A 14,083-nucleotide genomic window follows, 5' to 3' on the forward strand; every position below is an offset into this window, starting at 1 on the left:
ACGCCGTCGGCGCGTCGTCAGAGTCTCGGGGATCGCCCGCGCATCACGCCGAACACGGCGGAGATCAGGAACAAGGCGATCGCCACGAAGAAGATGATCTTGGCCGCCTCGACGGCCGTGCCGGCGATGCCGCCGAAGCCCAGGAGCGCCGCCACGAGGGCGACGACGAGAAACGTGATAGCCCAACCGATCATGGCAACCTCGCGAAAGTCAGTCGGTTCGGGATCGGAACCCACCGTGGGCGGGTTCCGATCCGATCAGACGCTCGAACTCAGAGCTTGTCGGTGGCCGACTTAACGGCGCCCTTGGCATCGCCGACGGTGCTCTGGGCCTTGCCCTTGAGCTCCTGGGCCGCGCCGTCAGCCTTCATCTTGTCGTTGTTGGTCACGTCGCCCAGGCCCTGCTTGGCCTTGCCGAGGGCCTCGTTGGCGGCGCCCTTGATCTTGTCGGTGGTGCTGCTCATGGCGTTTCCTTCCGTCCAATCATCTCGCGGCGGCGCCGCAATCGAACTGGCAACAATGACGAAGCGACGAATGTTCCAGGCATTAACATTGCCCTGGATCGGTCTCCGGCGCCGGGTGCTGCCAGCCCCGGCGATGGGGTGATAAACCCCGTGGCGATCGATCCGATCCAGATTGCTGAGCAAGAATCCGCGAGCGCCGTCGGGGCGTTCGACCAAGCTTTCACGGCGGCGCGTGCGGCGGTTCGAGCTGGCGAGGTGCCGGTCGGTGCCGTCGTGGTCCGGAACGGCGCGGTGCTCGCGGTGGCCCATAATCGGCCCCGGGCGCTGCACGATCCGACCGCTCATGCTGAGATTCTCGCGATCCGCGCCGCTTGTGCGGCCATCGGTGACGAGCGGCTCACCGGCTGTGATCTCTACGTCACCCTCGAACCCTGCCCGATGTGCGCCGGCGCGATCTCCTTCGCCCGGATCCGACGCCTTTATTACGGTGCGGCCGATCCCAAGGGCGGCGGGGTCGAGCACGGACCACGGGTGTTCAACCAGTCGACCTGCCATCACGCACCGGAGGTCTATGGCGGCTTTCGCGAAGCCGAGGCGGCTGAATTGCTTCGCGCATTCTTCGCAGAACGGCGTGATTGAGGACTTGAAGACCCGTGGCTCTGCCGCATCCTTGACGGAGCAAACGGAGCGTCCGCCCATGACACCGACCTATCAGCGCGCCCTGATCGTCGGGGCCGGCTCCGGCCTCAGCGCATCGCTCGCTCGGCTCCTGGCGGCGGACGGGTTGAAGGTCGGGCTGGCCGCCCGCAATGTCGACAAGCTCGCCGCCCTCGCGGTCGAGACCGGAGCGGCGGTCCAGGCCTGCGATGCGAGTGACCCGGGCGCGGTCGAAGCCCTGTTCGCCCGCCTGGAACCCGCGCTCGGCGGCTCGCCCGATGTGGTGGTCTACAACGCCAGCGGCCGGCTGCGCGGCCCTGTGGTCGATCTCGATCCGGCGGCGGTGGCGCAATCCCTGATGGTCTCGGCCTATGGCGGCTTCCTGGTGGCACAGGCCGCCGCACGCCGGATGCTGCCGCACCGGCACGGGGCGATCCTGCTCACCGGCGCCTCGGCGAGCCTGAAAGGCTTCGCCGGCTCCGCGCCTTTCGCCATGGGGAAGTTCGCCTTGCGTGGTCTCGGCCAGAGCCTCGCCCGCGAGCTGCAGCCCCAGGGGATCCACGTCGCCCACGTGGTGATCGACGGCGCCATCCGGAATCCGGCCCGGGGCGGTGAGCCGCCGGACGCTCCGGACAGCCATCTCGATCCGGACGCCATCGCCCGCGCCTATCGCGACCTGCTGCGCCAGGACCGTAGTGCCTGGACCTCGGAGGTGGAGCTGCGCCCTTGGGTCGAACGCTTCTGACTGTGGCTCAGGGGTTGACCCGCAGGCCGACCAGGAAGGTGTTGTCGCGGAAACTCGAACCGACCACCGTGCTGTCGATCTGCTGGTAGATGTAGGTACCCCGCAAGGTCAGCCACCGGGTGAACCGGTAATCGAGCCGAGCTGTGGCGGAAAACCCGTTCTCCCGGATGGTGCTGCCCTGGTAGTCGTTCTTCAGGAACGAGCCGCCGAACACGATCGACAGGTTGCGCAGCAGATCGTGCTGCAGCTCCACGGTCGCGACCTCGGTGAGGATGCCGCTCGAGCCCAGGATCGTGGTCTCCGTCACGCCCGTCGCGGCGGTGAACCGGACGGTGGTGAGCGGGCTCAGGGACCAGACCAGCGCGGCGTTGACCAGCGGCGCGTCGATCGCCCGTAACGACGGATCGACGTAGGAGCGATGCTGGATGCCGGCCGAGATCTCACCCGTGACAGACCGCGCAAGTCCGAAGCTCGCCCCGACCATCAGGGCGATGCCGTCGGAATCGCGGCGGATACCGTTGGTGTCCCGGCGCAGATCGTAGACGCGGGTATCGCCCAGCAGGTCCACGAACGGACTGAGGTCCGGGCTGACCTCGTAGGCGGTGCGCAGCTGGAGGCTGTACTGATTCAGGTTGCGATCGGCCTGGTTGATGGTCACGCCGTTCGCGAGCTGAGCGTTGTCGAATTGCGAGCGGTCGACCGAGCCGCGCAGGGTCACAGAGAGCCGGTTGAACGTCTCCGTCGCGCCCAGCGACGCACCGTAGACGGCCAGCAGCGGCCGGCTCGTCGCCGCGGCGGCCTGCAGGTTGGGGCTCGACGTGCGCTGCGTGTCGACCAGGAAGCGGCCCTCCGCATCGATGTGCAGATCGCGGCTCGCGTCGATGCGCAGGCGGACGGTGCCGTCCGCGGCCGGCCGGCTGGCCGCCTCGTTCTGGGGCGTCTCCAGATAGGAGCCGCGCAGTGCGCCCTGGAGCGAACTGGAGGACCAGTCGCTGCGGAAATCGACGGCGGCCTCGGTGCGCAGGGCCACCGATCCCCGGGCGGACTGCCGGTTGGTCTGATCCGGATTCGAGTCGTAGCCGAGGCTCTGTGCGAAGCTCGGCAGCACGGTGAAGGTACCGATGCGGTAGCCGATCGGTGCGTAGGCCGGATCGGTGGGGATCGGTCGAGCGAGGTCCGTACCGAGGATGAACCCCGGCGTGAGCAGGCCCAGGGCCGGGGTGATCGCGAACAGTGGCAGGACCGGGCGCGATGCCAGAAGCGGCTGTACCGGTACGCCCACCACGGCCTGCTGGACAACCGGCGTCAGGCGAAGTGCCGGAGCCGGCACCTGCGTCACCTCCTGGGTGACCCTGCGGGTCGCTGAGCCGAGACGGCGGGGCGGAGCGGCCCGGGAGCGCAGCAGGCTCGACGGCGTCCGGTTATTCGGCGCTGTTGTCGATCCGCCGGTGCGCTGACCGCTGTCGGTGATGCGGGTCCCGAGCTGCGAGAGCCCCGGCTGGCCCTGTGTGGGGATCGCGGGCGACAGCGGCGACCGCAGGCTGTCGCCGCCGGTCTGCTCGCCGCCGGTGACGCTTCCCCCCGATGACGTACGACCATCCTCGCGCGAGAGTCCGTCCGGAATGCGCCGCCGCAGGGCCGGGAGGCCGTTGGGTGCCGTGTCTTGCCCCAGGCCGGGATTGTCGGGCTGGCCGGTGACCGGGCTGATCGCATCGAAGCGCTGGGCCACGGCCGGCGATGCCGCAAACGCGAGCGTCAGGGCGGCGAGGGCGAGCCGCATCTCCTGCCGTCCTCGCCGATCAGCGTCCGCCATCCGCACCTGATCTTGGTCTCCACCGATGCCCCGCGCTCCATCAGCCGGGATCTACAGATCACGCCGCCGCCGCCGAGGTCGTCGGTATGGTTAATGTAAGCTAGCGCCGGCATGGTTAACGCGGCGTCAACGCCGAACCTTCGCGGCTCTTCCCACGTCGTTACAGTCGCTCTTAAATTCTGTCGTCTCGCAAAAGTAGCGATTGAGATTTTCTCCCAGATCCGGTATCGTATGCCAGAATTCGATGCGTTCCTTCAGGGATTCACCGACCCGGATAGTTGGCACGACAGAGGTTCAACGTGAGCGATAGCGCTGAAGCTGGGCAGTCCGAACACATTGAGCTGGCCGTCGATATCATCGCCGCCTATGTGTCGAACAATTCCGTTCCGCCCTCGGAACTTCCGGGCCTGATCGGTGGCATTCATGCCGCCCTGAACAGCCTCTCGGCTTCGGGGTCGTCATCGACGACCGTCGTCGAAAAGATGAGTCCTGCGCAGATCCGGAAATCGATTACGCACGATCATCTGGTCAGTTTCGAAGACGGAAAGCCCTACAAGACCTTGCGCCGTCACCTGACGCTGCGTGGGCTCAGCCCGGAGGCCTATCGCGACAAATGGGGTTTGCCGCGGGACTACCCGATGACCGCAGCGAGCTATTCGGCTCAGCGATCCGAGCTGGCCCGTGCCCTCGGTCTCGGTCAGCAGCGACGCAAGTCCCGCGGCCCGGCGACACCGGTCGCTGAGGATGCGCCGGCTCCAGCCGCCCCGAAGGCGCGCGGCCGCAAGAAGGCGCCGGTCGAGTAGGCTCAGGCGCTGTTTTCACCGGTTCCGTTTGACAGGGACCGGACTCGACGTGACACGCCGGACGGAAGGCTGAGCTGAGCATCGTCCGCCACCGCAACGCACGTCGATCATGGTTTCGAAACGCTATCCGACGTCGATCGAGGTTGCCCGTTTGGCCGGGGTCTCCCAATCGGCCGTGTCCCGGACTTTCACGCCGGGTGCCAGCGTCTCAGCGCGGACGCGCGACAAGGTGCTGGCAGCGGCAGAAACCCTCGGCTTCCGCCCGAGCCTGATCCCCAAGATCATGCTGACCGACCGGTCCGGCCTCGTGGCCCTGGTGGTCGGCGGTTTGGAGAATGCGTTCTACGCGCGCGTCGTCCAGATCCTCTCGTCGCGCCTGCGGGAGGCCGGCAACCAGATCCTGCTGGTTCCGGTCGATAGCGACTACACCCTGGACGCCGTGGCGGCCCGCCTGACCCAGTACCGGGTCGACGCGATCGTCAGTGCCCTGGCGGTGCTCTCGCGAGATGCGGCCGAAACGCTCTCCGCTTCCCGGATCCCGGTGGTCTCGTTCAACACGCCGGTGACAGCCGCGCGGGTCGGCTCGGTGAGTTCCGACAACGTGCTCGGGGGCCGACAGGCCGCAGCGCTCCTGCACGCAACCGGCCTGCGCCACCCGGCCTTCATCGCCGGTCCTGCGGACAGCCCGGCCAGTACCGAGCGCCTGAGCGGATTTCGCCATGGCCTGCGGGAAGCGGGCCTGCCGGCGCCACGCGTGGCGGGGGCCGCCTATACCTATGAGGGCGGAGCCGAGGCAGCGACGCGGCTCTACGCCGAGGGTCCGGTCGATGGTCTGTTCTGTGCCAACGATCTCTGCGCGCTGGGAACGATGGACGCCCTGCGACGCGCGGGTCGCCGCATTCCGGAAGACGTGCGGGTGATCGGCTACGACGATATCCCCGCCGCCGCATGGGGGGGCTACGACCTGACCAGCTTCGATCAGGATGTTCCGGCGCTGGTCGAGGCCGCTTTGGCGATGATCGCTCGCCTGTCTACCGAGGATGCCGCTGACGGCGAGCGCGTGCTGATCCCGCCGCGGCTGACGGAGCGCGGGAGCACCCGGGTCTGACCGGCCCCATGTGAACCGCCTGCCGGATTGCCTGCACGCGGCGCAACGGTGCGTCGCGTTTGCATCGCTATGCAAAAATCCGTCAGGCCCCATCCTTGGGCGATGCTGCGTCGCACAAAGCGGCGTTAGGTATCTGTCTCAAGGAGGCCGCCGTGCCGCCCCTGCCGATCCTCGCCCTTGCCGTCGCCTCGTTCGGCATCGGCACCACCGAATTCGTCATCATGGGCCTGCTACCTGAGGTGGCCCACAGCTTCGGCGTCACCATCCCGCAGGCGGGCTATCTCGTGTCGGGCTACGCCCTGGGCGTGGTCATCGGCGCACCGATCGTGGCGATCGCCACCGCCGGGCTGCCCCGGAAAACCGCCTTGCTTGCCCTGATGGCGGTCTTCCTGATCGGAAATATCGGCTGCGCGCTGGCGCCGAGCTACGGCCTGCTGATGGCGGCCCGGATCGTCACCGCGTTTGCGCACGGCGCGTTCTTCGGCATCGGCGCCGTGGTGGCGCGGGATCTGGTGCCGCGCGAGAAGCGCACGCAGGCCGTCTCTCTGATGTTCGCCGGCCTGACCCTGGCCAACGTGCTCGGCGTTCCACTTGGCACCGCCCTGGGGCAGGTCAGTGGATGGCGCTCGACCTTCTGGGCGGTGGTCGCGATCGGAATCGCCGCCGGGCTCGCGATCCAGACCTTCGTGCCCTCGGGCCTGCCCGGCACGCGTGGCGGCCTCGTGAAGGAATTCCGGGCGCTCGGCCGCTGGCCGGTGCTGCGGCCGATGCTGATCTCGACCCTGTCGTCGGTGAGCTTCTTCACGGTGTTCACCTACATCACGCCGTTTCTCACCGGCGTCACCGGCTTCTCACCGCAGGGCGTCACGGGCGTGCTGTTTGCGGCCGGGATCGGCCTGACGGTGGGCAACCTCGCGGGCGGCCATTTCGCCGACCGGGGCCTGATGGCGACGATCATCGGTGGTTTCATCGGCATCGTCGCGGTGCTGCTGATCCTCGCCGGGGTGGCCCATCATGCGATCCCGACCGTCGCCGTGCTGGTCTTATGGTCGGGCCTCGCCTTCGCGCTGGTCTCGCCGCTGCAGATCTGGGTGGTAGAGGCCGCGAGCGACGCCCCGAACCTCGCCTCCACGTTGAACCAGGGCGCGTTCAACCTCGGCAACGCCACCGGCGCCTGGATCGGTGGCGCGGCCCTGACGCTGGGGGCGGGCTACGACAAGCTCCCGCTGATCGCCGCCGCCGTCTCGATCCTGGGCCTCGGCCTCACGGTCACCGCAGTCAGCCGGACCGGCCGCCGGGTCTTCTCGGCCTCGGCGCCTGGCGCGTAACGACTGGTTCCAAGCGTCGGCCGCCGGCTTCGGGGCACTCGTACCGGTTTGGGCTTGCGCCAGCATGCTCCCGCATCGCTCCATGCCGGCCGCGGAGCGCTCTCCTCCCCCTTGTGGGGAGGAGTTGGAGCCGGGGGTGGTGCCGGAACAGGCTCAACGATCCCTTCTGAACCACCCGACCCCTGACCCTTCCCCACAAGGAGGAGGGGAAACGCGTGGTCTTCCCAGCGCTTGCTGCCGAACGCGATGTGTGAGTCCGCGAACTCGTGGGAGGGAGAGGGCCGTCCTCAATCCGCTCGCACCAGATCGCCGAGCAGGCTCGCCGCCACGGTCGCCTTGGAGACCGTCAGGCCCGAAGCGCTGATCGCATCCACGGCGTCGCGGATGCGGACGAGCGCCGCGCCCCGCGCCTTGGCCCAGGCCGCGACGGCCTCCGGCCCGGCGCCGAGATCGGCCACCACCTCGGCCGTGAGCTTGCGATGGGCGGCGGCGATGCCGGCGACCGCCCGCTCCAGGGCGACCCGGTCGAACGTGTCGGCCACCGGCACCGTCCGGGCCGAAGCGGCGAGCTCGTCCAGCCGGAAGGCATGTTCCAGGGCGAAGTGGGTCGCCGCCACCTCATCGACCGGGCGGCCGCTGGCCTCGGCCACCCGCACGATATCGGGCGCGGAGATCAGGGCGTTCAGGGAGGCGAGCCGTCGGGCCTGTTCCCGCGCCATGCCGTGGCCTTCCAGTTCCGCCGCCCGGTCGGCGATCGCCGCAAGCGCCTCGGCGTCGAGCACTTTCGGCAAAGCCGCTTCCACGGCCGCGACACCGTCGCGGTAGCGCGCCACCAGCGGGGCGAGGCCGCCGGTCAGGTCGAGGTTGCGGATGAACCAGACGATCCGGTTGGTCAGCAGGCCCTGCACCTCGGCGTAGAGGCCGAGCTGGTCCTGCCCGGAGAGGCCGCCGCCCAGGCCGTCGATGGCGAGGTTGAGCTCCATCAGCCCGAAGGCGTCGCGGGTGATGGCGTAGGCTTTGGCGATGGTGGCGGCATCCGCCCCGGTCCCGTCGACGAGGCGCGTGACCAGGGACGGGCCGCCGCGGTTGACGATGATGTTGGCGAGCGCCGTGGAGATGATCTCGCGGCGCAGCCGGTGGCCCTTCACGGCGTCCGGGAACTGCTCGCGCAGGGCTTTCGGGAAGTAGCGCTGCAATTCGCGGTCGAAATACGGGTCGTTCGGCACCGGGCTCGCCAGGATCGCGTCGTAGAGCGACAGCTTCGCGTAGGCGAGTAGCACGGCATATTCCGGCCGGGTCAGCCCCTCGCCGCGGCGGATCCGCTCGGTGATCGCGGCATCGTCGGGCAGGTATTCCACCGCCCGGTCGAGGCGCCCTTCGGCCTCCAGCGCCTGCATCGTCCGCATGGCGAAGCCGGTCTCGCCCAGGCCGCCGCGCTGGGCGAGCGACAGGGCGAGCGTCTGCAATTCGTTGTTGCGCAGGACCAGCCGCCCGACCTCGTCGGTCATGGCGGCGAGCAGCTGGTTGCGCGCATCGTAATCGAGCCGCCCGTCACGCTCCGGGACCATCAGGGCGATCTTGATGTTCACCTCGACGTCGGAGGTGTTCACGCCGGCGGAATTGTCGATCGCGTCGGTGTTGAGCCGGACGCCCGCGCGGGCCGCCTCGATGCGGCCGCGCTGCGTCAGCCCGAGATTGGCGCCCTCGCCGATCGCCTTCGCCCGAAGCTCCGGCGCGGTGATACGCACGGCGTCGTTGGCCCGGTCGCCCGCATCCTCGTCGGTCTCGGTGGTGGCGCGGATATAGGTGCCAATGCCGCCGAACCAGAGCAGGTCCGCCGGCGCCTTCAGGATCGCCTGCATCAGCTCGGTGGGCGTCGCCTCGTCCCGGTCGAAGCCCAGCGCCGCCCGGACCGGCTCCGACAGCGGAACGGTCTTGAGGCTGCGCGCGAAGACGCCGCCGCCCTCGGAGATCAGGGAGCGGTTGTAATCCGCCCAGGAGGAGCGACCCAGATCGAACAGGCGCCGGCGCTCGGCAAAGCTCGTCGCCGCGTCGGGATTCGGGTCGAGGAAGATGTCGCGATGGTCGAAGGCCGCGACTAGCCGGATGCTCTCCGAGAGCAGCATGCCGTTGCCGAACACGTCGCCCGACATGTCGCCGACGCCGACCACGGTGATCGGGTCCCTCTGCACGTCGACGTCGATCTCGCGGAAATGGCGGCGCACCGCCTCCCAGGCGCCCCGGGCGGTGATGCCCATGCCCTTATGGTCGTAGCCCTGGCTGCCGCCGGACGCGAACGCGTCCCCGAGCCAGTGGCCCTTCTCCAGGGAGAGGGCGTTGGCGATGTCCGAGAAGGTGGCGGTGCCCTTGTCGGCCGCCACCACCAGATAGGCGTCGTCGGCATCGTGCCGCACCGTATCCGGCGGCGGCACGATCGCCTGGTCGACGATGTTGTCGGTGAGTTCCAAGAGCGTCCGGATGAAGATCCGGTAGCTCTCGGTGCCTTCCTGCATCCAGGCCGCCCGGTCCGAGGGCGGGGGCAGGCGCTTGGGAAAGAAGCCGCCTTTGGCGCCTACCGGCACGATGACGGCGTTCTTCACCTGCTGGGCCTTCACGAGGCCCAGGATCTCGGTGCGGAAATCCTCCGGCCGGTCCGACCAGCGCAGGCCGCCGCGGGCAACGTAGCCGAAGCGCAGATGCACGCCCTCGACCCGGGGCGCATAGACGAAGATCTCGAAGAACGGCCGCGGCAGCGGCATCGCCGTGACCTTGGCGCAGGCGAACTTGAAGCTGATCGTTTCCCGCGGTTTCCCATCCGCGGCTGTCTGGAAGAAGTTCGTCCGCACCGCCGCTTCGACCAGGTTGACGAACCGGCGCAGGATCCGATCGTCGTCCAGGCTGGTGACGTCGCCCAAAGCCTCCTCGATCAGGGCGCGGGTCTCCGTTTCCTGGGCGGCCCGGTCGCCCTCGTTCCGCGGGTCGAATCGGGTCCGGAACAGGCTGACGATCGCCCGGGCGATGCCGGGATGGCGGCTCAGCGTGCCGGCGAGGTAATCCTGCCCGTAGCGGATGCGCAGCTGGCGCAGGTAGCGGCCGAGCGCCCGGAGCAGCGCCGCGTCCCGCCAGGGAAGGCCGGCTTCCAGCACGAGCCGGTTGTAGCCGTCGGATTCCGCCGCGCCGTCGCCGAGCGCCAGCATCGCCTCTTCGAGGGGCTGCTCCAGCGTCGCGAGGTCGATGGGCGCCCCGGTGGCGCGCTCGATCCGCATGTCGTGCAGCCAGACCCGGGCGGATTCGTCGAGACCGGCCGGCTTGATCCGGTAGGTCCGCTCGTCGATGACCCGAAACCCCAGATTTTCCAGGCCCGGCACCCGGTCGGAGAGAGCGATCGCGGTGCCGCGGGAGAACACCTTGAGGCGGACCTGCGCCTCGGAATCGCCGGCTCGCCGCTCGATATGCACGGCGCGCGGTTGCGTGTCGCTCAAGGATTCGAGGATCGCGACATCAGCCACGGCGACATCGGATGGGAAATTGTCACGGTAGGCGGCCGAGAACGCCTCGGCGTAGCAGGTGGCCAGCAGGCGGGCGCGGTCGCCGTCATGGGCGTCGGCCAGGGCAGCCCGCAGGGCGTCGCCCCAGGTCCCGCCGGCGGCCGCGATCCCGGCCTCCAGGGCTGCCGGGTCACGCTCCGGCACATCCTCCTCGGACAGGCCGATGATGTAGTGAGTGCGGGCGAGGGGTCCCTCGGGGAAGGCGGGATCGGCGACGCTCAGCCGGCCGCCATAGGCCTCTGCCAAATAGGCCCCGATCCGGGCCCGGACGGTGGAATCGTAGCGGTCCTTCGGGACGTAGACGAGCAGCGAGACGAAGCGCCCGAACCGGTCCGGCCGCGAGAGCACGCGGATTCGCGGCCGGTCGGCGAGGTTCGCGATCGCCAGGGTGAAGCGGTACAGCCGCTCGATATCGATCTGGAACAGCTCGTCCCGCGGGTAGGTCTCCAGCACCGCCAGAAGGCTGCGGCCGGCATGGCTGGTCGGGTCCAGGCCCGCCCGCTCGGCCACCGCTTCAACCTTGCGGCGCAGGACCGGCACCTCGCGCGTCGGGGCGGTATAGGCCGAGGCCGTGAACAGGCCGACGATCCGCACCTCGCCCGAGAGCTTGCCGGTGGCCGAGAACAGCTTCACGCCGACATAGTCTAGATACGCCACCCGGTGGACCCGGGACTTGGCGCTCGCCTTGGTGATGATCAGCGCCTGCGGCTCCTCCAGGAAGGCCAGAATCTCCGGCGTGTAGTCGACCGGTGTCCGGCCGCGGCGCAGGGGCGTGGCGCCGGGATCGCGCAGCACGCCGAGGCTGGAGCCGTCGATCAGCGGGTGCCCGTCGGCCGCGATGCCGTGCTGGCGGATCCCCAGGACCAGGAACTGACCGTCCTTCAGCCAGTCGAGGAAGGCCCGCGCCTCGGCCACCTCCGCCTCCGGCAGCGGGGAGGGCGCGCGGCCGAGGCTGTCGGACAGTTCGGAGATGCGCGCCAGCATGGCCCCGTGGTCGTCGCTCGCCAGGGCCACGTCGCGGTAGACCTGGGACAGGGCTTCCACCAGGCGCTCGCGAGCCTCGCCGTCGAGCCGGCCGAGATGGAGATGGATGAAACTCTCCCGCGCCAGGCTGCCATGGGCGTCGGCGGTGGTCTCGCCAACCACCCGCACCAGCGCCCCCGCGCCGACGCGCTCGACCCCGAGAATCGGGTGGGCGACGAGGTCCGGCGTCAGGCCCTGCTCGGTCAGCTCGGCCAGGGTCGAATCCAGGAGGAACGGGCGGTTGTCGTTCACCACCTCCAGGATCGTGATCTCGCGCGGCCGTCCGTCCCGGACCAGCGCGGCGTCGCTTAGGCGCACCCGGGCCGGATCGCCCGGCTTGCGCGGCTCGGACAGGAGCGCCCGCGCCTTGACCGCGAGGTCGGCCAGGGCATCGGCCGGGTAGGGGGCCAGATCTTCCGGGGTTACGCGCCCGAACAGGTCGCGGGCGAAGCCGCCGGGGCCGCCCTGCGCGGCGACGATTTCGGCAGCGGCTTCGATGAGCCCAGTCCGGGCCGACTTCTGTTCCGATGATGACAACGCCGTGGCGGTTTCGAGTGTCATCGTGCCTCTCACGAACCGGAAGCCTGCAGGCGCAGGGTTAGCAGGGTCATCCGCCGTGTCGATGACAGCCGGCCTCATTTCCGGGTTCTCGCGTGTCGAACCGATGGAACCGTCAGGCCCGGCTTGTCGGGCCGAAAATACGTGCATATACACGCATCGTGAGCACCGATTCTCCCATCGAGCCCTGCACCTGCGTCGCCCTGCGCCGGGCCACCCGCGCCCTGACGGCGTCCTATGACGCGGCCCTGCGCCCGGCCGGGCTGCGGGTGACGCAATTCTCCATCCTGCGCCGGCTGGAGCGGCTCGGGCCGACGCCGCTCACCCGGCTGGCCGTCGAGGCGGTTCTCGAGCGGACCACGATGGCCCGCAACCTCGATCCGCTGGAGCGGCGCGGCCTCGTGAAGATCGAATCGGGCCAGGATGCGCGTGAGCGCGTCGTTTCCCTGACGGATATCGGCCGCGAGGCCGTCGCGGCGGCGACGCCCTACTGGCAGGCGGCCCAGGCCCGGATCAATGCGCAGGTCGATCCCAAGGCCGTCGCCGCCCTGGCGGACGCCCTCATCGCCGCTTCCTGACTGCTCGTCTCACCCCCGGAGCTTGATCATGGCCGCCCCCGTCGAGACGCTCCCTGCGCCCCCCGTGCCGCGCCTGCACTATGCCTGGATCGTCGCCGCGGTGACCTTCCTGGTGCTGCTGATTGGGGCGGGGGTGCGCGCCACGCCGAGCGTGCTGATCGTGCCCTGGGAGCGGGAATTCGGCTGGACCGCCGCCACGATCGGGGTCGGCATCGCTCTCAATATCTTCCTGTACGGGATGATCGGGCCGTTCGCGGTGGCGATCATCGAGCGCTTCGGCCTGCGCCGGTCGGTCTGCTGCTCGCTCTTCGTCCTGGCTCTCGGCACCGCCGCCACCAGCCTGATGACGGCGCCCTGGCAGATGGTCCTGCTCTGGGGAATCGTGGTCGGGTCCGGCTCCGGCATGGTCGCCAACGTGCTCGGCGCCACCGTGGCCGGGCGCTGGTTCGGCAAGCGTCGGGGCCTCGTGATCGGGATGCTCACGGCGAGCAGCGCGACGGGACAGCTGATCTTCCTGCCGATTCTGGCCTCGCTGGCGGTCGGGCAGGGCTGGCGCTCGGTCTCTCTGCTGGTCGCGGCCGTGACCCTTTTGCTGATCCCGGTGGCGGCCCTCCTGCTGCGCGACCGGCCGGCGGATCTCGGCCTGCCCCGCTACGGCGAGACCGTCGTGACCCCGAACCCGGTCCTCACCGAGAACCCGGCGGTCCGCGCCCTGCGCGGCCTGCGGACCGGTCTGAAGTCGAAGGATTTCTGGCTCCTGTCCGGCACGTTCTTCATCTGCGGCGCCTCGACCAACGGGCTGATCGGCACCCACCTGATCCCGGCCTGCATCGACCACGGCATCGCCGAGGTGACGGCTGCGGGCCTGCTCGCGCTCATGGGCATCTGCGACCTGATCGGCACCACGGCCTCGGGCTGGCTCACCGACCGATTCGATTCGCGCAAGCTGCTCGCTTGGTATTACGGTCTGCGCGGCCTCTCGCTGATCTTCCTGCCCTACTCGTTCGACCTCAGCTTCTACGGCCTGTCCCTGTTCGCGGTGTTCTACGGGCTCGACTGGATCGCCACCGTGCCGCCCACCGTCCAGCTCGCCGGAAAGTCCTTCGGCGAGGAGAATGCCGCGCTGATGTTCGGCTGGATCGCCGCCGCCCACCAGATCGGCGCCGCCTCGGCGGCTTGGCTCGCCGGCATGGTCCGCACCGATACCGGCAGCTATCTCGGCGCCTTCGTGTCGGCCGGCCTGCTCTGCCTGGTTGCGGCCCTGATGGCGGGCTTCGTCGGGCGCAGCCCGCGGGAGCCGGCCCTGCGCCCGCTGCCGGCCTGAACTGCGCCGCGCGGGCGGAGCCGTCACAAGCGTGCCGCGAAGGGGGCGCCCCATCGGGCCAACCCCTCGCAGCATGAGTGCCCATTGTGACCATCGCGATCCGGCCCAATCCGCCGGTCCAGCCGGTGAGCGTCC

The 14,083-nt window shown here is 69.4% G+C and carries 11 protein-coding genes; 7 read left to right on the forward strand and 4 right to left on the reverse strand.

The features are described from left to right. Nucleotides 1-17: 17 nt before the first annotated feature. Together AO398_RS27195 and AO398_RS01125 are read right to left on the reverse strand one after the other, a co-directional pair. Entirely contained in the window at nt 18-194 is a 177-nt protein-coding gene (locus AO398_RS27195) for a DUF1328 domain-containing protein (RefSeq protein WP_082643075.1), read from the reverse strand. Between the two features lie 77 nt (nt 195-271). Continuing rightward, on the reverse strand, nt 272-463 hold the full coding sequence (locus AO398_RS01125; RefSeq protein ID WP_058190163.1) for a CsbD family protein: 192 nt from the start codon (nt 461-463) through the stop codon (nt 272-274). Nucleotides 464-634: 171 nt separating this feature from the next. Here AO398_RS01125 and AO398_RS01130 point away from each other — a divergent pair, with 171 nt between their 5' ends. Beyond that, nucleotides 635-1,102 (forward strand): nucleoside deaminase, encoded by a 468-nt coding sequence (locus AO398_RS01130; RefSeq protein ID WP_244498646.1) that lies wholly within the window; start codon nt 635-637, stop codon nt 1,100-1,102. A gap of 58 nt (nt 1,103-1,160) precedes the next feature. Further along, complete coding sequence (locus AO398_RS01135) at nt 1,161-1,865, forward strand: SDR family oxidoreductase (protein ID WP_058190164.1); 705 nt, start codon at nt 1,161-1,163, stop codon at nt 1,863-1,865. Nucleotides 1,866-1,872: 7 nt separating this feature from the next. On the opposite strand, the gene AO398_RS01140 is transcribed toward AO398_RS01135, so the two are convergent. Beyond that, entirely contained in the window at nt 1,873-3,645 is a 1,773-nt protein-coding gene (locus AO398_RS01140) for an outer membrane beta-barrel protein (protein ID WP_058190165.1), read from the reverse strand. 332 nt (nt 3,646-3,977) lie between these two features. Here AO398_RS01140 and AO398_RS01145 point away from each other — a divergent pair, with 332 nt between their 5' ends. The 3 genes from AO398_RS01145 to AO398_RS01155 all read left to right on the forward strand — a co-directional run bounded on the left by AO398_RS01145 (nt 3,978) and on the right by AO398_RS01155 (nt 6,917). Next, on the forward strand, nt 3,978-4,481 hold the full coding sequence (locus AO398_RS01145) for a MucR family transcriptional regulator (RefSeq protein ID WP_058190166.1): 504 nt from the start codon (nt 3,978-3,980) through the stop codon (nt 4,479-4,481). Between the two features lie 109 nt (nt 4,482-4,590). Continuing rightward, the gene (locus AO398_RS01150; protein ID WP_058190167.1) at nt 4,591-5,589 is read left to right on the forward strand and encodes a LacI family DNA-binding transcriptional regulator; all 999 of its coding nucleotides are present in this window, start codon (nt 4,591-4,593) and stop codon (nt 5,587-5,589) included. Nucleotides 5,590-5,741: 152 nt separating this feature from the next. Continuing rightward, nucleotides 5,742-6,917 (forward strand): MFS transporter, encoded by a 1,176-nt coding sequence (locus tag AO398_RS01155; RefSeq protein WP_058190168.1) that lies wholly within the window; start codon nt 5,742-5,744, stop codon nt 6,915-6,917. Nucleotides 6,918-7,204: 287 nt separating this feature from the next. On the opposite strand, the gene AO398_RS01160 is transcribed toward AO398_RS01155, so the two are convergent. Beyond that, entirely contained in the window at nt 7,205-12,049 is a 4,845-nt protein-coding gene (locus tag AO398_RS01160; protein ID WP_058190169.1) for an NAD-glutamate dehydrogenase, read from the reverse strand. A 158-nt stretch (nt 12,050-12,207) separates the two neighbouring features. On the opposite strand from AO398_RS01160, the gene AO398_RS01165 reads away from it, so the two are divergent. Further along, on the forward strand, nt 12,208-12,624 hold the full coding sequence (locus AO398_RS01165) for a MarR family winged helix-turn-helix transcriptional regulator (protein ID WP_058190170.1): 417 nt from the start codon (nt 12,208-12,210) through the stop codon (nt 12,622-12,624). Nucleotides 12,625-12,652: 28 nt separating this feature from the next. Next, nucleotides 12,653-13,948, forward strand: a complete 1,296-nt coding sequence (locus AO398_RS01170; RefSeq protein WP_058190171.1) for an MFS transporter — start codon at nt 12,653-12,655, stop codon at nt 13,946-13,948. Nucleotides 13,949-14,083 lie beyond the last annotated feature (135 nt).

The organism is Methylobacterium sp. GXS13, from assembly GCF_001455965.1.
In the GTDB taxonomy this organism is placed as follows: domain Bacteria; phylum Pseudomonadota; class Alphaproteobacteria; order Rhizobiales; family Beijerinckiaceae; genus Methylobacterium.

Excerpts from the sequence above, each read along its gene's own strand:
- AO398_RS01150 (WP_058190167.1), top strand. The coding sequence starts at position 4,591 with ATGGTTTCGAAACGCTATCCGACGTCGATCGAGGTTGCCCGTTTGGCC.
- AO398_RS01125 (WP_058190163.1), bottom strand. The coding sequence starts at position 463 with ATGAGCAGCACCACCGACAAGATCAAGGGCGCCGCCAACGAGGCCCTC.
- AO398_RS01135 (WP_058190164.1), top strand. The coding sequence starts at position 1,161 with ATGACACCGACCTATCAGCGCGCCCTGATCGTCGGGGCCGGCTCCGGC.
- AO398_RS01140 (WP_058190165.1), bottom strand. The coding sequence starts at position 3,645 with ATGCGGCTCGCCCTCGCCGCCCTGACGCTCGCGTTTGCGGCATCGCCG.
- AO398_RS27195 (WP_082643075.1), bottom strand. The coding sequence starts at position 194 with ATGATCGGTTGGGCTATCACGTTTCTCGTCGTCGCCCTCGTGGCGGCG.
- AO398_RS01170 (WP_058190171.1), top strand. The coding sequence starts at position 12,653 with ATGGCCGCCCCCGTCGAGACGCTCCCTGCGCCCCCCGTGCCGCGCCTG.
- AO398_RS01160 (WP_058190169.1), bottom strand. The coding sequence starts at position 12,049 with ATGACACTCGAAACCGCCACGGCGTTGTCATCATCGGAACAGAAGTCG.